The organism is Paenibacillus sp. sgz302190 (genome assembly GCF_059820445.1).
Genome location: NZ_JBZYAO010000003.1, coordinates 220,228 through 239,917, shown reverse-complemented (window position 1 = coordinate 239,917; position 19,690 = coordinate 220,228). Strand labels below are relative to the sequence as shown.

Sequence of the window (19,690 nt, the reverse complement as noted above, 5' to 3'; positions counted from 1 at the left end):
CCCCCCCCCCCCCCCCCCCCCCCCCCCCCCCCCCCCCCCCCCCCCCCCCCCCCCCCCCCCCCCCCCCCCCCCCCCCCCCCCCCCCCCCGCGCCCGGGATTCGCCCGCGCCGGTACTCCGCGGACGAGCCCCGCCCGGCACGCGAAAGATGCAAAAAGACGCTCCCCTTCGGGTTCGGGAAGGCGTCTTTCCGCATGTTCAAGCCAGATTCCAGGCTGAATGAATTTTCGGCACGTCGGCGATCAACTGCTTCGTATACCGGTGCGACGGATGGAGAATGATGTCCTCCGCGCTGCCTCTTTCCACGATTTTGCCTTTTTCCATAATGTATATCGTATCGCTTACATAATAGGCCAGCCCGACATCGTGCGTAATGAAAATGATCGTCATGTTGTTTTCATCGCGCAGCTTCAGCAGCATATCGAGAATCGTCGAGCGGGAGCAGGCATCCACCATCGATGTCGGCTCGTCGGCAATCAGTACCTTCGGGTGCAGTATGAAAATCCGCGCGATCATAAGCCGCTGCATCTGCCCGCCGGAAAGCTCGAACGGATATTTGTTATACAGCTCCTCAAATTTCAAATTGACGAACGAACAAGCTTCTTTCATCTTTTGAAACTGCTCTTCTTTGGTTAGCTTCAGCCCTTGCAGTTTGATGCAATCCATCAGCAGCTTGTCGACTTTGTGGAACAAATTGAACGAGGAAAAAGGGTCCTGGAATATTGCCTGGATATCTTTCCAGTACGCCTTCCGGCTTGCGTGCGTTTTTAGCTGCCGCCGCTCCCCCTTGTACTCGATAGTCCCGTTTGTCTCCTTCAGCAGCCCCATGATGATTTTGGCCACAGTCGTTTTGCCGCTGCCGCTTTCCCCGACGATGGAGGCGATCTCCCCTTCGCGGAAGTCGAAGCTCACATCCTGCACGGCGGTCGTCTTGTTTTTGCCGTACCCGAAAACTTTCGTAATCTGCTGCCCGCTAATCAGTACGTCACTGCCGCTCATTCGCATACCACTCCTTTAACGTCCGGACTTCAAAATGGCACCGGTACATGCGGCCATCCACCGTTACGCCGGCTACTTTGCCCGCCTTGCACGCATCCTGCGCATAGGAGCAGCGATCTGCGAACCTGCACCCGTCGGGCACATTTTTCAAGTTCGGCGGAGCCCCCGGAATCGCTGCCAGCTTGTGCCGCTTCATGCCTTCTTCCGGAACGATGATGGAGCCCATCAGCTTTTTCGTGTAAGGGTGAAGCGGATCGAAAATCATCTGGTGCGACGCCCCCCTTTCGACGATTTCGCCGGCGTACATGACGACAATATCGTCGGTAACATGGTAGAGCAGCGGGAGTTCATGCGTAATGAACACGAGCGAGCGGATGAATTTTTTTTCCAGCAAATCCTTCAAAAGCTTAACCACCGCCTTCTGCGAGGTGACGTCCAGCGCGGAGGTCGGTTCATCGGCGATCAGCACTTTCGGGTTCAGTATGGTGGAAATCGCGATCACCGTTCTTTGCTTCATGCCTCCTGAAAGCTCATTCGGATACGCATTCAGCACGTTCGGCGACAAATTCAACGTTTCAAAACGTTCCGCTGCCAGCGCCCACACCTGCTGTTTGGTCAGCTCGGGCCGATGCTCTTTCATTATATCTTCAATAAAGCGAATGATTTTCATCGTCGGATTTAACGCGTTCATGGCCGCTTGCGGAATGTAGGCGATTTCCCGGCCGGAGACCTGCTTCCTGAGCTGCTCCTTGTCAAGCTTCATAATATCCGTGCCGTCGACCGAGATGGAGCCGCTGCCATAATGGAGCGGAGCGAAATAAAAGCCCATCAGACTGAGTGCCAGCGTGGACTTGCCGCAGCCGGACTCGCCGGCGATCCCCAAAGTTTTGCCGTCTTCCAGCACGAAGTCAACTCCGTCGACCGCGTACACCTTTTCTTTTAACCGGGTTTTGTAATAGGTTTTTAAGTTTTTCACTTCCAGAATAAGTTTGCTCATAGCTAGCTCCTTATTTTAGGGTTGAATATTTCGTCCATCCCCGTATTCATCATGTACAGCGAGAAGGTAATGACCGCAATGGAGAAAGCCGCCGGAATGAACGCCCACCAGGCCCCTGCCACCGGAGCTTCGAACACCAGAGCCCAGTTCATCAAAATACCGAGCGAAATGGTGTTGTAAGGCCCCAGACCCAGCATGGAAATGGAAGCTTCCGCCAAAATGCCGGATGCGGTTTGCAGAACGAAAGCCATGACGACATAGGAGGCGATGTAAGGAAGAATTTCGGAAACGATAATTGTCGGCGTACTGTGTCCGGAAATTTTGGCGATGTTCACATGGTCCCTGCCCCGTAGCGAAGTTGTTTGGGCCCGCACCGACCTCGCCGTCCACGGCCAGCTCGTTATGCCGATGATCAGCGCCGTCACAAGGGAGCTCCGGGAGTTGATGCTGACCGAGACCAGAATCAAAATAATAAAAGACGGGATGACGATAAAAATGTTGGTGACGGTCGTCAAAATGTTGTCCCACAAGCCTCCGATATAGCCCGAGGCCAGCCCGATAACGAGCCCGATGACGGTGGCGCAGACGCCTGCGATCAGCCCTACCTTGACGGAAGTCCGTATCCCGTACATCAGTTCGAGAAAAATGTCCCGGCCGAAGTTGTCCGAGCCCAAAATCATGCCGCCGCCCGGCGGCTGGAAAGCGAGCGCGACCATCTCAAGCGGATCGCTGCGGTTAATAAGCGGGTACACGGTAACTAGCGCCAGCATGATCACCAGCGCCACCGCTCCGATCATAAATTTGGGAGATTTCAGTAAAATTCGGACCGTATGCGTCATAGTCATTGATCCTCCATTTGCGCAGCCTTGATTCTCGGATCGACAATGCCGTAAATGATTTCGATCAGGAAATTCGCCAGCAGGACGGTGACCGCGATCAGCAGCGTACAGCCGGAGATGAGCGGGTAATCCAACTGCCGGATCGCCGTAAACAGCCAAGTGCCGATACCGGGATAGCTGAATACGATTTCGCAAATGAGCGAACCGCCAACCATCGTGCCGATCGATAAAGCGAGGCCGGTAATTTGCGGCAGCATCGCATTTTTAAACACGTACTTGGCGATTTTCGAATCGCGGATGCCGAGCAGCTTGCTGTACAGCACATAGTCGGAATTCAATTCATAAATCGACATCTCCCTCATGCCGATCGCCTGCCCGCCGATGGTTACGAGCACAATCGAGAGGAACGGCAGCGTATGATGCCTGATGACGGAAAGGATGAAATCCATGCTCAGGTTCGGAATCATCTGGTAATCGTACCCTCCGGACGGCGGAAACCAATGCAAGTGAAGCGCAAAGACGAACAGCATAATAATCGCCAAAGTAAAAAAAGGAATCGAATTAATAAATAAAGCGACCGGAAAAATCACTTTGTCCAGAACGCCCTTTTTGTAAGCCGCTACGGCGCCGAGCATGTTGCCCAGCAGCCACCCGACCAATATGGCGGGCAGTTGGAGCGCAACCGTCCACGGAATGGCGGAAGCCAAAATGTCCGTCACTTTTTTCGGATACAGGCCGAAGGACGTACCCAGGTTGCCTGTCAGCAAGTTTTTGACGTAGATGGCAAATTGCGTGCCGAGCGGCTTATCGACGCCGAATTCGGTCATGAACGTTTCGTACACTTTTTTGATCGTATCGCTGTCGGTCATGCCCTGGGTCACTTGCGAGACGATGCTGCTGACAGGGTTTCCCTGAATCAGTCTCGGCAAAATGAAATTTAAGGCGACCGCTATGACGAGCGTAAGCAAATACCAGAACAACTTTTTGACAAAATATTTGGCATAGGCATTCAAAGCTTGAGCACCTCCTGCTTGAGCTTTTCGGACAAAAAGAAGCCTATACAGGACAAATCCGCTTCTCCCATACAGGCCCCTTTCCGGTTAGTTATGAATTTGATACAGCGCTCTGACGCCGGCCCCGTCCATGGCGATCTGCGGAGGAATGTTGCTTCCGTCGCCGTCCACAGGGAACCCTTTCCAAACAGTTTCGTTTACGGTATGAAATACCCATGGTCTGTACATCAGCGGCACGGACGGAACGTCGGTCAGCCACATTGTGGTAAGGTCCGTATACAGATTTTTAAGCTGCGCCCCGTCGGATAGGGTCGGGATTTTATCGATAATTTCGTCCGCCTTGTCGTTTTTGTACCGGCCCCAGTTCCAGAACGCCATTTCACCGATCGGCGCAACGCCCTTGGAGTACATAATCGTCCGCGCCCTGTTCCATGGCTGGCTCGGGCTGACTCCGCCGGCCGGGGTGTTCATAATGATATCGAACTTGCCTGTCTGATAATCGTTGGTCCATACCGGCGCCTCGGGGAATTTCGTTCTGATTTCGATGCCGATCGCCTTGGCGCTTTGCGCCACGATTTCCAGCGCGGCGTTCCAATCGGACCACCCGTACGGACATTCGATGTCGTAAGGCCCGAGCCTTGTGCCGTTCAGCACGCGGATGCCGTCGGCGCCTTTCTTTGCGCCGATTTTGTCGAGCAGCTCGTTCGCGCCTTTGACGTCCGTCGTCCACTGCAGCGGCTTGATGGCGGCCTGATCGACATACTTGGCTTCGGCATCGGTGGCCAGCGTCAGCGAGGGCTGCATGGCCGCCGAATATCCGCTCATGGCGAGATCGGATATTTTTTTGTAGTCGATGCTCATCGCGAGCGCCCGGCGGACATCGGCATTATCCAGCCCTTTTTTCGACAAATTGAAGAAAATGGACGGCATCGAGCCCGGCAAATAGTAAGGGGCGTCCTTCAAATACGTTTTGATGGGAGCGCCGTTCTTCCACATGTTCCATACCTGCGGAGTGAACTGCTGGGATACGTCGACCTGGCCGTTCTTGAAAGCAAGGTCGCCTGCGGCATTATCCTTGTAAATGATGTGCGCGATATATTTGGGCGCGGGAAGCTTGCCGAACAGCGATTTGCCCCAGTAGTTGTCATCCCGGCTGACGACAATTTTTTGGTCGTTGTAAAAATACATTTTGTACGGACCCGTTCCTACCGGATCGGCATTGACTTCCTTGCGGATCGCGGCCAGGTCGTTGCCCGCCTTCTTCTCCACCTCTTCCCATACATGCTTCGGAAGCATGGGGATCATTTCGATGCTTTCGAGCACCGTAAGCTTGTTCGGATTCGTTTTGCTCAGTTTGATGTTGACCGCATTCGCTCCGTCGGCGGATACATCCTCTATATAAGCCCAGTAACTGCTCCAGTTAATGTCATATTTTTTCGCCAGCTTGTAAGTGTAGACGACATCGTCCGCCGTAAAAGGCTTGCCGTCGCTCCATTTCGCATCCTTATTCAGATCGATTTTTAAAGTCATGTCGTCGGTCCAGGCGTATTTGGAGCCGAGCAGCGGTTCCATTTTGCCATCCAACTGGTTGATCATGAACAAAGTCTCGTAAATCAATTCCCGGGAATTTCCGTAGTTGATTGGAAAAGCCGGGTTGCCGCTGATCAGGTTGAAGTTGGTGGGAGCCCCCCACTGCAAACCGTTGACGTAAAGCGTCTCGTTTCTCGGCGTTTCCTTGGCATCACCCGTCCCTGCTTGCTGTGCCGCCGTCGGCTGCGGGGTTGCGGTCCGGGCGGTTTCTTGCCCCACTGTCGGACTGGGCTGCTGACTCGCGGTGGTAGGCGGCGGTGTGGTGCATCCTGTGAACATGACTGCCGCCATGGTAAGCGCAGCAATCGGGCTGCCGGCATGTTTAAACTTCATGTATGCCCCTCCATTCATGTAATTTCATATGAAAACTTGGAAAAGTTCCCATATGGTATATGCAAGGTCGGACGCAGGGCGCCTTCCCTTTCATATCACACGTTGTAAGCGATTACATTTTCTCTTATATAATAAACCCATCCAAACGATTGGGCTGTTTCGCACACGTGAAAAAGAATGACATGAATGGAGCCGACCGGCCGGCATGCAAATGGCAGCGCTCTCACATTAATATTGTATTCAGCGTTTTCGGGTAAATAACAACAACTGTTATTTTTTTGTCGCAGTTGAATTTGCCGCATCGCCCGCCGCATAGAATATAGCGAGGTGATTCGATCATGCCCAAATACCGCATCATTATCGACCTTCCCAGCTTCCGGCTCTATCTCCTGGATGGCGATACGGTAGTCAAATCTTATCCGATCGGCATAGGCAAAATGCTCACGCAAACGCCGACCGGGCACTTTACCATTATCAATAAAGTACCGAACCCCGGAGGCCCGTTCGGAGCGTTCTGGATGGGGCTCAGTAAGCCCCACTACGGCATTCACGGCACGAACGACCCTTCCTCGATCGGACGGCACGTTTCGCACGGCTGCATCCGGCTGCACAACCATGACGTGCTCGAATTAGCCAGGCTTGTCCCGCTTCATACCGGGGTGACGATTCGCTCTTAAGCGGTTCCTTCATTCTAAAACCGAGAATGATTCGATCTAATATTTATTTTGATTTCCATGTGCTATTTTTACTAGACTATAATGGCACAATTCCAACTACTTTGCGAAGAAGGAACCGACATGCCTTATCTTAGATTCAAAGGTTTTGACAAACATTTTTTATCCGATATTTCCCAAGAAATCGTGGAAACGTTCGCGGAAGCGGCCCATCTCCTTCATGAAAAAGTGAAAGTCGAGCTGCTTCAGGCGGAGCTGATTGCCAACTCGCCCCTTTCGCTGGAAATATTGATGTTTCCGCGGGAACAGGAGATGCACGATACAATCGCTCGGGATATGCACGCGCTGCTCTGCCGGTACGGATTCAGCCAGGTGCATATATTTTTCATCCTGTTGTCCCCCGCTCTTTACTACAAAGAAGGGCTCCCTTTGCAAAATGCCCAGAACCCCCCGCGTCAAAGGCAAGAGCCGCAATCCGCCCGGCTGCACGAAGAAAACCTGCAAAATACATGAATTTGCGTCCTTGATCGGCGGCCACGAACAATTCCTGCAAAAGTGCAGGCTTTTCAGCAAATACATGGACGACTCAGGATCACTTTCAGCGAAAATTCCTGCACTTTCGCAGGTTTTTCACCAAAACGAGCCGATTTCGCGAAAAAAACCTGCACTTTCGCAGGTTTTCTCCTTGTCAAGCTGCTTCCTGCCCAGCTGCGAAGTTCTGCGGCCTACACCGGGAGCAAGTTTTACCAGCGGGAGGCGGACTGGAGTCCATGTTTTGCACTTCGCAAAAAAAGAGCCAGTCACCACCTCCTGGTGACCGGCCCTTTTTTCAAATGGAAATTTCGGCGGCGTCGCTGAAACTGGATACGATATTCAGAAGCTCCTCGCGCACCCGTTCGTATTTCGCCGATTCCGTCCATGTATGAATTTGGTGGAAATGATCCGAAGTTTCCAGCGCTGTAATGATATAAGTGATCGAATATCCGTCCACTTTTCCCTGCAGCACAAATTGATAACCGTCATTACCGTTTACGGTGACGGGATAAGGACGCTCCTTCATGCGGGCTCCGTCCAACTGCTTCATCATGTGCCGCTCGACCAAATTTTCGAAGTCCTTGACCGTCATATCCTCATCGAAATCGTCTTTGGATTCCGACATGACCAACAAATATTTTTCCGAATACCGGTTGGAAATGGCGATATCTGCGTCCTCGTTCAAGCTTTTGTCGGCTGTCCAGCCGGAAGGGGCCGAGACGTGAAACTGCCTGTCGCTGCTGTGAAACATTTTTAATTTGCCGCTCTCCGCACCTATTGCATACAGGCCCCAGACCGCGGAAACCAATGCTACCAGCAGCATACCGGAGAAAAAGACGATCATAGCCGTCGTTTTGCCCTGCGCCTCCTGCTCCAAATCTCGCGTCCTGACGACGTATGTATTCGCAGCCATATCGCCCAGCCGCTGCTTCTTCTGCGAAGCCAGGACGCTGATCCCTGCGGGAAGGCCGCCTATGAAGAAGGGATTGACTTCAAACAGGCGAAGCAAGGTCCTGAGCAGCGATTTGACAAACCCGGGGGCTCTCCCCTCCTGATTCACGACGCGAATGCGCAGCGCGAACTTGCCGAACGTGTAGCCCGAATATCCTTCAAGAAACAAGTAATAAAACAAACAGCATAAAGTAAAGACCCCGAATGCCGTATAATAGGCGTCTTCTCCGTAATAATGCCGGATAATGAACGGTATCCCGAGCAGGCAAAGTCCGATTACAGCGTCCAGGACCGTCGCGGCCCATCTTCGAAAAAAAATCGACGCCCCGTACTTCGAACATATCTCTTTCATATCGGGCGGCGGCGCCGGCTCGGTAAAATCGTTCATCGTCTCGGAATAAGGGAAAACCGGCGGATAAGAGTTCAACATGTACACCCCGTTAGTAAGATAAATACTACTACATTTAAACAGCGTTCGGGGCGCTTGTCAACGGCCGTTACTCCGATACCGTGAAAGCGGCTGCTTTCCACGGCAGTTCATTTCTCCGCCGCTCTATCGCTCCGGATTCCGCCAGCGCCAGCCTTGGGCAGCTCAATAAAAAACGAAAAATACCCGTCCTGATGGTTCAGCCCCATGCGCCCTCCGTGCGAGCCTACGATGTAATTCCCGATCGAGAGACCCAGCCCCGCCCCGGACGGCATATCCTTCACATTGCGCGAGGGCTCGACTTTGTAAAGCCGCTCGAATAAAAGCTGCTCCTGTTCCTCGGTCACCGGGACGCCGGAATTTTCCACGGCGAGAACGACCTTTTGCTCCTCTTCGTTGAGGCGAACGGTAATTTCTCCCGGTTTGTTGGAAAACTTAAGCGCATTCATCAACAGGTTGTCGATCGCCCGCACCAATTTTTCGGCGTCCACAGGGGCAAATACCGGCTTTTGCTCCCAGATCTTGCGGATCGTCAGCTCGTGCTCCTGGGCAATCGGCTCGAATTCAATAATAATTTGCTCCAGCAAACCGCTCAGGTCGATCGTTTCGAACGAAAAGCTCACGTTCCCGCTCGTCAGGCGGGTATACTCGAACAAATCGTCGATCAGCTTTTTCAGCTGCTGCGTTTTGTTGTATGCGTTGTTTATGTATCGTTTGTGCTCGTCAAGATCTTTGTAATCGTCGTTTTTAAGCAAATTCAAATATCCGATAATGCTCGTCAGCGGCGTGCGCAAATCATGCGATACATTCGTAATCAGCTCCATTTTCGACATTTCAATCTGCCTCTCCCTGTTCATCATGATTTGCAGTTGTTCCGCCATAAAATTGATGTTTTGCGCCACAAAGCCAAGCTCGTCCTGGGTGGACAGCGGCACCCGGTAATCGAGGTTCCCTTTGGCGATATACATAAGGCCGTCGGCAAGCGTCCGCAAATAGCGGGCGATAGGTCGCGTAAAAAAGAAAAAGAAAACCAGGAACAATATAAAAAGAACCAATAAAGTGCCGACGGGGCCCGTTACTATTTTTACCGCATGATCCAAAACCGACGATAAGGCTACGGCAATGACAAAGCTCAGAAATGCGGCCAAAAACATGCGGACCCGGATGTTTTTTTTCCAATTCAGAGTCGAAAGCAGGTCTCTATTCAACCTTATATCCCACTCCCCATACGGTTTTGATGTACTGCGGCTCGCGCGGGTTGTCTTCGATTTTTTCGCGGATTTTCCGGATGTGGACCATCACCGTGTTATCCGATGCGAGCTTATCCTCTTTCCACACCTTCCGGTAAATGTGCTCCACGTTGAACACGCGCCCGCGATTGGTCGCGAGCAGCTCCAAAATCTGGAATTCGATCGGGGTGAGCGTAATTTCTTTGCCCCGCACGGAAACCATGTGGCGGTTTTTATTAATAATCAGATCGCCGATTTCAATGACGGTTTCATCGACTGTCCTGTCTGCCGCGGCGCTGGTGAAAGTTTGTCTGCGCAGCTGCGCCTTGACCCTTGCGATCAGCTCCAGCGGGTTAAACGGCTTGGCCAGGTAATCGTCGGCCCCCGTCGTGAGCCCGGTAATTTTGTCGATATCTTCGCCTTTCGCCGACAGCATAATGATGGGCACCTTCGTAATTTCCCGAATCTTGAGGCAGGTCTTGATTCCGTCCATGACCGGCATCATAACGTCGAGGATGATCAAATCGACCGTTTCCACGCTCAACAGTTCCAAAGCCTGGACACCGTCTTCAGCCTGAAACACCTGAAAGCCTTCATTTTGCATATAAATACGGATTACATCCCGAATCTCGGGATCGTCGTCAGTCACTAACACTTTTGAGCTCAAATCGAACTCCTCCTTCTCCGTATCCAATAAATGACAGCAATAAGCAGAATCGGCAGCCACAGGAAGCGCAATCCGTATTGATAAATGAGCGTGCCGATTTCCTGGGTATGGTCGCCGACATAACGGCCGAGCGTAAAGAAAAGGAGCGTCCAGACGAAGCCCGTCGTGTAGGAAAATAGGGCGTAGCGTCTAAACGACATTTTGTTCAGACCGACCGCATAAGGCATCACATGCCGGACTACCGGAAAAAAGTAGCCGATGCATAAGGCGAAGCTGCCGTATTTTTGCACCAGCTTTTCGGAAATTTCAAGCTGCTTGGCGAAGCGGTTTTTGCGCCTCAGCCGATCCAGTACCGACACTCCCATGAACCGGCCCAGCACGTAGCCTAGCGACAAACCGGACACTACGCCCAGGTAAGTGACGATGAAAGCCGGCAGCGGATGCAGCAGCGTACTGCCGGCTGCGGCTCCTCCCGTCATCACCACGACTTCATCGGGAATAGGCATTCCGACGATGCCGAGCCATAAGGCGAAGAACAGCGCCGCATAGCCGTAATGCTGAATAAACGTCAGCAGGGTCTCATAGCTCATGGACTGCATTCTCCCTTTCCTTCCCATCTCCTTCAACAGGTTTGGAAATAGCCGGATTTTCTCTTTTCCTGCACACATATACGAACGCCGGAGGGAGATTGAAAGGAACGAAATGGACTTGCTCGATGTCAAAATGCTCGCCAAGCTGCTTTCTCATCTGCTGCGAGTACTGGAAAGCGATGAACATGCCGCCCGGTTTCAACGAGGCTATGATTTGCTCCATAAGCCGATCGCGCAGCTGCTGCGGAAAGTTAAAAAACGGAAGGCCGCTCAAAATGCAATCCAGTTGCTCGATACCTTCTTTCAGCAGCACCAGGTCAAGCTCACAGGCATCGGGATAGCAGGACGATTCGGGAAATTGCCTGGCCAGTTGGGCGCGGAGAATGGGATCTTTTTCAAACAAAAGAATTTTCGTCTCATCGTCTCTCGCCATTTCCAAATATTTGGTAATCGCTCCCGTACCCGCTCCCAGCTCGGCTGCGTACCGGACGCGGCTCCAGGAAACGGCCTCGATCATCTTTTTCGCCAAAAACACGGAGCTCGGCGTTACACTGCCGATTTGCCCCGGAGCCTGGGAAAATTTATATAAAAACAACAGCTTTTCTTGAAGCGCCTTGATCATGAAGATGCTCCCTTCCTTTTCCTGATATCTTTTATAATAGCCGCCAATTCTTCAGAACGGGTTGATGATATTCTAAAGGATTTCTGAACATTTTGAAAGAAATGCGTCCAAGTCATATGACCGAAGTCATGTCAGAAAATGCCTTTCTTCATCTATTCATTTGGTAATGCTACTTTATAATGGAAAATGGAGCATACAAGATCGAGTGGAATTGAAGGGAGTAAAATAAATGATTTTTCTTACAAAATGGTCCTTCGGCAATAAAGCGGCCATCCTGTTTCTCGTCATTATGGCGCTGGCCATGGGGTTCATGAGCTACAGATCGCTGCCCATGGAATTTCTGCCTCAGGCCGATAATCCGCAGGTGTCGATTACCGTAATCGGGCAAGGCTACGATGCCAAATCGATGGAAAGCCTTGTCACCAAACCGATCGAAGATGCCGTCATGCTCGTTAAAGGAAAAAAGGACATGTTCTCCACATCGGGGGAAGGATTCGCCAAAATCGATCTGAACTTCGAATCCAAGACCAACATGAAGGATGCCAAAACCGAAGTTCAAGAGGCGCTTGCGCAAGTGACGCTGCCTGACCGCGTATCGAAGCCGAACGTGCTGCAGCTCAACACGTCGATGATTCCGGTTTCGCAGATTTCCATTGCATTCCAGGACGGCTTGACCGAGGAAAATGTGGAAACGGCGGAAAAGAAAATTATTCCCGAGCTGCAAAAAATAAATGGCGCCGGCAGCGTTATTCTTTACGGCAAAACGTCGCCGATCGTCCTGATCAAAACGGACCCGGATAAACTTACGATGTACAACCTGACTTCGCAAGATGTGGCAACCGTACTGCAAGGACGCAACATCTCCGCTGCCGTCGGCGAAAAAACGATCGCAGGGCAAGCCGGCAACATCAAAGTCAGCACAAGCATCGAAGATCTGAAGACGCTGCAAGATTTAAAAGTAACGTCTGATATCACTTTGAAAGACATATCTACCATAGAACTCAAGGATTCCAAAGACAGCGTCAGCCGCTTGAACGGAAAAGACGTGCTATATGCCATCGTCTCGAAAGCGGCCAGCGCGAATGCGGTGACGCTAGCCCATGACGTGCAAAACACCGTGGACCGTATGAACAAGGATATACCCAAAGCGGAGCTCGCCGTCTTCTACAGCTCCTCCGACATGGTCGTCACTTCGGTGAACAGCATGCTGCGGGAAGTGTTGATGGGCGCGTTGTTCGCAACGGTCGTCATCCTGCTGTTCCTGCGGAATGTCCGGGCAACGCTGATCACCATCGTCTCGATCCCGCTCTCGCTCGGAATTACGCTTTACCTGCTGCAAATTTCCGGCGTCACGCTCAACATCATTACACTAGGCGGCGTTGCCGTCGCCGTAGGGCGGCTCGTGGACGACAGTATCGTCGTCATCGAGAACATTTACCGCAAGCTGGAAAAAGAGAAATTTTCGATCGGCATGATCATCGAAGCGACGAAAGAAGTTTCGACGGCTATCACTTCCTCGACGATTACGACCGTCGCCGTGTTCATGCCGATGGGACTTTTGAAGGGCTCTCTGCAGGCGTTTTTGCTTCCTTTTGCCCTGACCGTGACATATTCCCTGCTCGCTTCGCTCATTGTCGCCTTAACCGTAGTGCCGCTGCTCAGCTCGGTGCTGCTGAAAAACAACAAAATGAAAGAGCATCCGCCTTCACAGCGGTTCGTCGGCTTTTTAAAATGGAATTTAAATCATAAGTGGGTGCCGCTCGTCGTCTCGATCGTGCTTTTTGTCGGATCGATCGCCACTTATATGATGATGCCGAAAGGCGCGCTGGATTCGTCCGACTCCACCTTTGCGAGCGTTACCCTCACGTACCCGAGCGACACGCCGTCCAGCAAAGTGCTGGAAGAGGGCAGAAAGCTGGAGGCGTTCCTTATGCAGCAGCCGGAAGCCAAATACGTTTTGATGCAAAACGGCAACAGCGCGGACGCCGCCAAATGGGGGAACGTGACTTCGCCGTCCAAAGTGGATTATTCGATCGTCTTGAACAAAGACGTCAACGCCACTGCGTTTACCAATCGCATCAAGGAACAAAAAGACAATTATCCCGAAGCCAAGCTGGAAACCGGCAGCACAAGCTCCTCCGCCGTTTACGTCGACGTTATGGGCGAAGACTCCAAAATGGTCGAGGTCGCCGCCGCCGAGCTTATGGATAAAATGAAAACGGTGAGCGGCGTGCAGAAAGTGACCAGCAACCAGGAAGAGACCAAGCCTGTATTCTCCTTCAAGGTCGATCCTTCCAAGGCCAACACGCAGGAAGTCGGTGCGCAGCTGCAGTCGATGCTGAATGAAGTGGCGATTGGCCAAATCAAGCTGAAGGACCACGATACGATCGTGAAGATGGCGCCGGTTGTGGAGCCGAACAGCACGCTGGATCTTTCCCGAATTATGATCCGCACGACCAAAGGCAACGTCCAGGTATCCTCGGTCGCCAGAGTCGAAAAAACGAATGAAGCGAGCTCGCTGTTCCACAAAGACGGGAAGCCGTACATTCGCGTAACCGCGGAGGCCGAACCTGCCAAGCTGTCCTTCGTCGGCAACGACGTGCAGGCTCAAGTGAGCGCAATGCCCCAGTATGCCGGCATCACCATGAAGTTCGGCGGAGCTTCCGCCCAGCAAGCGGACGATTTTGCCGAGATCGGCAAGACGGCGCTCATCTCCATCGGCATCGTCTATCTGATCATGGTCATCACGTTCAAAACGTTCCGCTCGCCGCTGGCCATTATGACCTCGCTGCCGCTGGCGGCGATCGGTTCCGTGCTCGGGCTCGTCATCTCCCGCGTTACGCCGGATTTCACCGCGATGTTCGGCGCGCTGATGCTGATCGGCATCGTCGTCACCAATGCCATCGTGCTCATCGACCGGGTCATTCATAACGAGCAGCATATGACGATTCGCGATTCGCTGCTGGAAGCCGCTGCCACGCGGATGCGCCCGATTCTGATGACCGCTGTAGCTACAGTTTGCGCGATGCTGCCGCTCATCTTCGGCAAATCCGAAACGGGCAGCATCGTCTCCAAAAGCTTGGCGATCGTCGTCATCGGCGGTCTTAGCGCAGCCACCTTGCTGACGCTGATCATCATTCCAGTCGTCTACGAACTGTTCTTCTTCCGGAAATCGCGCAAACAGCGCAAAGAGGCCGATTCCGCCGCCGGCAGCATTCCGGCAGCCGGCCCGACCGTCGGCGCATAAGGTAGGGCGCCCCGCCCTTCGGCAATATAAAAGACGCCTCCATGGAGGCGTCTTCTACTGCGTTCGGGCGCGGGATCCGGCTGCGCGAGGTCTTTTGGCGCCCGAACCGGCTTGACTCGACGAACCCCCATCGGGCAGATCGCCCATAGTATGTGATATAACCTTAAGAGGGGCCCTAATTTGGGAGCAGCCGCTTTTTCTGGGCGCGCGTCTCTCCCAGTGTTGGTCGCGGAGCTACACAACTGGGCAGGAGATAGCTTTGCAGGGAGAAAACCTGCGAAAGTGCAGTTTTTTTTCGGCGAAATCGGCCTATTTTGGTGAAAACCTGCAAATGTACAGGAATTTTCGCTGAAAGTGAATCTGAGTCCATGTGTTAAGTGAAAAACCTGCACTTTTGCAGGAATTCTTCATGCCAGCGATCAAGGACGCAAATTCATGTATTTTTGCAGGTTTTTTTCGTGCAGACAGGCAGATTACGGCTATCTCCTCTAATCGCGGGGGTTTTTCAACAGCCTGAAATGTGCAGGCTTTTTGGCTGCTGCATGAGCTCAGGTCCATTTTTAACGGGAATTCCTGCACAATCGCAGACCTTTCCTCAAAATCAAGCTCGGAAGAGGCTGTCCCTCAGTCATTATTCATGACTTTTGAGACAGCCTCTATTTTGTGTTTTTGATCGATTAACGCCATCTTCGCGATTCTGATACAATTTGTATCATCGAACACACAAATTGGCCCTACTGCAATATTTTTCGAGCCATGGCGGCGAGGTCTTCGATGTCGATTTTGCCGTCATTGTTCAAATCGGCCTTCCGGTAATTCGCCCAATCCGGATCGGCGGACGTTTTGCCGTAGGCGGCTGCGACAATGGCCAGGTCGCCTATGGAATAGCGGCCGTCTCCGTTCGTATCGCCAGGCAGGGTGCGAACGACCGAGTCCAGGAACGATTGCAGCGCCGCATTCAGTGCGCTCAGCGCCTGTTCCACCTGCTGCTGCGTTGCCGAAGCGCTGCCGGCGACAGCCTGCGCCTGATGAATGGCCGCTTGCAGCGCCGCTTTGGAGCCTGCAGGATATTGGCCCGGACTTGAGCCTTCGCCGGCTGCGTCATGCTTGCTTTGTGCGTCTGCGATCAGGGCATTCAACGCCGCTTTGTCGACAACGCTCAATTGAACCATGTGCGACTTGCCCGCCAATTCGGTTTCCCGCCCGGTTTCATCGGCAAGCACAGCCTTCGTCAATGCGATCGTCGCCGAACCCTCCGGCGCATCGGCTTTCACTTGCCAGTGCAGCTTCAGCAGCTCGCCGCCCGGCTTAGGATCGGCTCCGATATTCGCAACGATCAGCCGGACTTGACCGAGTTTCAGCGCTTGATCGACGACGACCTGCTCTTTCAAAGCGTCCGCCGATACGTATTCCACTTGACTCGGATCGAACGTAAAAGTTAAATCTTGCGCATATACGTTTTGCCGGATTTCGTTTAGACCGTAATTCAAATCAAACGACGCGCCCTTGACGGCCTGATCCGGCCCGTGCAGAACCGCTCCCGGCGAAGAAGGATTCGAATCCGCGGTTGAAAGCCGCAAAATAGTGACGGAATACGGATCTGCGCTGTACTCGAATTGAGGCCCCAATCCGGTCAACTGCCTTTCTTCCGGTACGATGCGCGTCGGCGCCTCGAACGTATTCTCGTCGTTCAGGCTGCCGGAGGTCAGCACGATAGCCCGGCCCTTTTCGCTGACATGCGCCACTCCGTCAATCTTGATCTGCACCGGCTGTTCGCTGTCCGAGCTGTTCACGACTTTCATAATGATTTCTTTGCTGTCCTGATCCATGCTCGTCACATCATACAGAGGCCCCGGATTCGGAGGATTGTCTTTCACGTCGAACAGCAGCGTTCCGTCCAGATAGCACCGGATGCGGTTGCCCGACACCTCGATCTTGATGTCGTACCAACGGTTGGTTTCGATTGTGCCCGCTTTGGCGGTTCCGATCAACGATTTGGTTCCGTCAGTCGCTTTCTCGATCGCATGCTGCGTATTTCCCCAGCCTCCCAAATTCAGCCAGTAATAATTGCCGCTGTCTTTGACGCCGAACATGACCAGGAATCCCTCATTGCCGCCGTTCTTCTTCGCTTTGAGCGTGTACGTATAGTTGCTCCAGCTCGCATCTCCGGCTGTGGAGCGGTCTCCTTCCCCGTTGCCGGCATTGCCGTAAGTCCCGTTCCGGACGCTCCAGGTTCCCCCGCTCGTCTTCCAGCTGCCGTTCGTCGCCGCAAAATTGTCGCTGAACAGGGTGCTGCCATTCTCGTTGCTCGTAGCCGCGACGTCGTCAATTTCGGCCTGCGTTTTCCATGTAGCGAAGCCGATGCTTCCTGTTACGTCGTTCTTCGCAGCCTGACCGCCGCCCGTCAGCGTCGTCGGCAGCACGCGGTCGCCCTGATTACCGGCAAACATGTTCTGCACATAGTAAGAGGGCGTTCCGTAAGAGCGCGAGCTGTCAAATACAATCGCGTCCGGGTTCCATGTGCGGTCGTTCGAATTAACGAGAAGCGGAGCATAGGAGGACATTCTGACGATATCCGAATTGCGCTCCATGCCTGTCATAAACGCAGCTTCCCCGAGCGCAGCGCCCAAGTTTCCTTTGCCTGCGCCTGTCGTTACCGCATATTCGCCGACATAAATTTTCGGGCCGCTGCGGTCGTAATTGTCATAGCGGTTGGAGTTGTCCATGAACCATTTTGACGTTTGATAGTAGTGCTCATCGACCCATTCCACAGGCAAACCGTTCAGGAAGGAATCGGCAATGGTTGTAATTTCCGGATATTTTTGTTTAATAGCGTTGTAGAAGAGCGGGTATCTTTGCAAATAGTCCGTCATCTGGAAGTTGTTCTCATTGCCGATCTCCACATATTTCAGATTGAATGGCTCAGGGTGCCCGTTCGCTGCGCGTTTGGCGCCCCATGTGCTGGTCACAGAGCCGTTGGCGTACTCGATCGCATCGAGGGCGTCTTGAATCCACGGCTGAATTTGATCGAGCGGCACGCTCTCTTTATGCGATATGCCGACATTGGTCACATAAAGCGGCTCTGCACCCAACTTTTCGGCCCATACGAGAAACTCGTGAAAACCGAGCCCGTCGGTCGATTGATAGCCCCACAAATTGTAATGGCCCGGCCTCTCCGAAATATCACCGATCGTCGTCTTCCAGCGCAGCGCATTCGCGAGCACATCTCCCTCCACGAAGCAGCCCCCTGGGAAACGGACGAATTGGGGGTTCATCTCCTCCACCTTGCTTGCCAGATCGGTTCTCAGACCGTTCGGCGTGTTTTTCCATGTCTGCGGGAACAAAGAAACGACGTCGAAATCGAGGCTTCCGGCATGGCTGGCTGTGATGGCCAATCTTGCCTTGGGATCCGTGCCGGTTGACATCAGTGTTACGCGGTACCGCTGCCAGCTTTCGGTCACTTGCTCGACGCTGCTTTCCGCATAAGCTTTGGTGCCGTCGGCGCTTTCAAGCCGAACGCTAAGCGGTCCGCTAAAATTCGCATCCCTTTTGGAGAAAAATGACAGTTCGTACCGCTCCCCGGCTTTAACGCCGATTCCCCAGTAGCCCGAATTCGCAATGCCGACACTTTCGCCGGTTCCGACGGAATCGATTTGCAGGCGAAGCGCCCTTTGCTGGGCCTGGTTCAACAGGCCGTCCGTAATAAGCGAGATCGTCCCGCCGGCGGTTCCGTTCTTAAGGAGCGACCAGTTCGCCGCATTCGAGGCATTGTCCTCGAAAGAACGGTTGGCGACAAGCTCGGCATAAATTCCGCCGTCGCCGGCATGGTTGATATCTTCAAAAAAGATGCCGTTCAAAGTCGGACTTATCTCGATGCCGGGATGAGCGGCATCCACCGTCAGCGTCTTGACGGAAGTTTGCGCAAGCACGCGGACATTGAACGACTTCGTAACGCTCGCCGATCCTTTCGCGATCGTCGCCGTCAGGACTGCGTTCTTATCCGCCTCTCCCCCGGCGGGACGGACAACGGTACCGTCAGCGCTTACCGTTTCCGGATGGCTCGAAGCCCAACTGACCGTTACGCCCAGCCCCGCGGCTGTCGGCAGCTGCACATTCGCCTTGACTGCGCTCGTATCGCCGATTGTGAGCGACTGCTGCACGGCGTTTACAGCCTCGTTATCGGTTAAGCCGGAAACGCTGGACAAATCTTTGATTTCCAGGCCGCTCAACGCCCGGTCATAGATGCGGAAATCGCCTATTTGTCCCGCAAAATAAGGGTCTGCGGCATACACGGACTTGCCGATCCAGTTGTTGGTCGTGCGGCCCAAATCCGACGGTTTTAAGTTCATGCTTGTATGTTGAGCAACCTCAATGCCGTTCTCGTAGATCGTTGCCGTACGGCCTTGCTGCACAAGAACCACATGATTCCAGACGTTCAAAGCCATATTCGCATTTTTACTGACTCTGTCCTCGTTGTTCAAGCCGCCGATCGTAATGGCGTACCGAAGCCCGGCTTCAGCTGCATTCGGAGTCATAAACATGTTGCTGTCCTTGCTCGTGCCGATGTCGAAAATGCGTTGAAAGTTTTTGTTCTGATTCACTCTCACCCAGGCGGAAACGGTAAAATCGTTGACCTGCTGAAAAATGCCTTCCGGCAGGCTGACATAACCGTCCGTTCCGTTCAAGCTTAACGCGCCTCCGGTAGGCCCGGTCCCTATCGATGCTCCGCCATGCAGCGTCCCATCCCACCCGTGGTAGGTCGCATCGGTGACCGTCGATCCGTTCGCCTGATCGAACTTGTACCACAGGATTGGGCCCCCCTGCTCTTGCTGCTGGGGCTGGGGCTGCGCCGCCAGGGATGGGACCGGAATTGCCGTCAACAAACTGAAGATCATGCTGCTAATTATGAGCAGAGAAAAACTTCTTTTCACTATTATGTTCATTCCTTCCTCGAAAATTTGGAATGACAAGCATGTATT

Annotated in this window: 14 protein-coding genes; 3 read left to right on the top strand and 11 right to left on the bottom strand. The window is 53.1% G+C overall.

Translation table 11 applies throughout. The features are described 5' to 3' along the window. Nucleotides 1–197: 197 nt before the first annotated feature. From AC6RNO_RS06160 to AC6RNO_RS06140, 5 genes are all read right to left on the bottom strand, one after another. Nucleotides 198–998, bottom strand: a complete 801-nt coding sequence (locus AC6RNO_RS06160; protein ID WP_497104954.1) for an ATP-binding cassette domain-containing protein — start codon at nt 996–998, stop codon at nt 198–200. Beyond that, on the bottom strand, nt 985–1,995 hold the full coding sequence (locus AC6RNO_RS06155; RefSeq protein WP_488436576.1) for an ABC transporter ATP-binding protein: 1,011 nt from the start codon (nt 1,993–1,995) through the stop codon (nt 985–987). The genes AC6RNO_RS06160 and AC6RNO_RS06155 overlap by 14 nt, the downstream gene beginning before the upstream one ends. 2 nt (nt 1,996–1,997) lie before the next feature. Beyond that, a complete protein-coding gene (locus tag AC6RNO_RS06150; protein WP_474685911.1) occupies nt 1,998–2,834 on the bottom strand; it encodes an ABC transporter permease in 837 nt (278 codons plus the stop codon). Between the two features lie 2 nt (nt 2,835–2,836). Continuing rightward, a complete protein-coding gene (locus AC6RNO_RS06145; RefSeq protein ID WP_474685909.1) occupies nt 2,837–3,847 on the bottom strand; it encodes an ABC transporter permease in 1,011 nt (336 codons plus the stop codon). An 87-nt stretch (nt 3,848–3,934) separates the two neighbouring features. Further along, nucleotides 3,935–5,770 carry an ABC transporter substrate-binding protein gene (locus AC6RNO_RS06140; RefSeq protein WP_497104953.1) on the bottom strand — a complete coding sequence of 612 codons (1,836 nt, stop codon included), beginning with the start codon at nt 5,768–5,770 and terminating at the stop codon, nt 3,935–3,937. Nucleotides 5,771–6,108: 338 nt separating this feature from the next. Between AC6RNO_RS06140 and AC6RNO_RS06135 the strand changes: the two genes are divergently transcribed. Both AC6RNO_RS06135 and AC6RNO_RS06130 read left to right on the top strand, forming a co-directional pair. Further along, nucleotides 6,109–6,447, top strand: coding sequence for a L,D-transpeptidase (locus AC6RNO_RS06135; RefSeq protein WP_474685905.1), 339 nt, complete (start codon nt 6,109–6,111; stop codon nt 6,445–6,447). Nucleotides 6,448–6,567: 120 nt separating this feature from the next. Further along, complete coding sequence (locus AC6RNO_RS06130) at nt 6,568–6,957, top strand: DUF1904 family protein (RefSeq protein WP_497104952.1); 390 nt, start codon at nt 6,568–6,570, stop codon at nt 6,955–6,957. Nucleotides 6,958–7,273: 316 nt separating this feature from the next. On the opposite strand, the gene AC6RNO_RS06125 is transcribed toward AC6RNO_RS06130, so the two are convergent. The 5 genes from AC6RNO_RS06125 to AC6RNO_RS06105 all read right to left on the bottom strand — a co-directional run bounded on the left by AC6RNO_RS06125 (nt 7,274) and on the right by AC6RNO_RS06105 (nt 11,464). Further along, nucleotides 7,274–8,359: an RDD family protein gene (locus AC6RNO_RS06125; protein ID WP_497104951.1), complete on the bottom strand. Its 1,086-nt coding sequence runs from the start codon at nt 8,357–8,359 to the stop codon at nt 7,274–7,276. Nucleotides 8,360–8,466: 107 nt separating this feature from the next. Then, nucleotides 8,467–9,564 carry a histidine kinase dimerization/phospho-acceptor domain-containing protein gene (locus tag AC6RNO_RS06120; RefSeq protein WP_497104950.1) on the bottom strand — a complete coding sequence of 366 codons (1,098 nt, stop codon included), beginning with the start codon at nt 9,562–9,564 and terminating at the stop codon, nt 8,467–8,469. After that, nucleotides 9,557–10,252: a response regulator transcription factor gene (locus AC6RNO_RS06115; protein WP_474685897.1), complete on the bottom strand. Its 696-nt coding sequence runs from the start codon at nt 10,250–10,252 to the stop codon at nt 9,557–9,559. Before AC6RNO_RS06115 ends, AC6RNO_RS06120 begins: the two co-directional genes overlap by 8 nt. After that, nucleotides 10,249–10,842 (bottom strand): DedA family protein, encoded by a 594-nt coding sequence (locus AC6RNO_RS06110; RefSeq protein ID WP_474685895.1) that lies wholly within the window; start codon nt 10,840–10,842, stop codon nt 10,249–10,251. Before AC6RNO_RS06110 ends, AC6RNO_RS06115 begins: the two co-directional genes overlap by 4 nt. Beyond that, complete coding sequence (locus AC6RNO_RS06105) at nt 10,832–11,464, bottom strand: class I SAM-dependent methyltransferase (protein ID WP_474685893.1); 633 nt, start codon at nt 11,462–11,464, stop codon at nt 10,832–10,834. The genes AC6RNO_RS06110 and AC6RNO_RS06105 overlap by 11 nt, the downstream gene beginning before the upstream one ends. A 229-nt stretch (nt 11,465–11,693) precedes the next feature. On the opposite strand from AC6RNO_RS06105, the gene AC6RNO_RS06100 reads away from it, so the two are divergent. Next, nucleotides 11,694–14,711 carry an efflux RND transporter permease subunit gene (locus AC6RNO_RS06100; protein WP_497104949.1) on the top strand — a complete coding sequence of 1,006 codons (3,018 nt, stop codon included), beginning with the start codon at nt 11,694–11,696 and terminating at the stop codon, nt 14,709–14,711. A gap of 734 nt (nt 14,712–15,445) precedes the next feature. On the opposite strand, the gene AC6RNO_RS06095 is transcribed toward AC6RNO_RS06100, so the two are convergent. After that, complete coding sequence (locus AC6RNO_RS06095) at nt 15,446–19,642, bottom strand: alpha-L-arabinofuranosidase family protein (protein WP_497104948.1); 4,197 nt, start codon at nt 19,640–19,642, stop codon at nt 15,446–15,448. Nucleotides 19,643–19,690 lie beyond the last annotated feature (48 nt).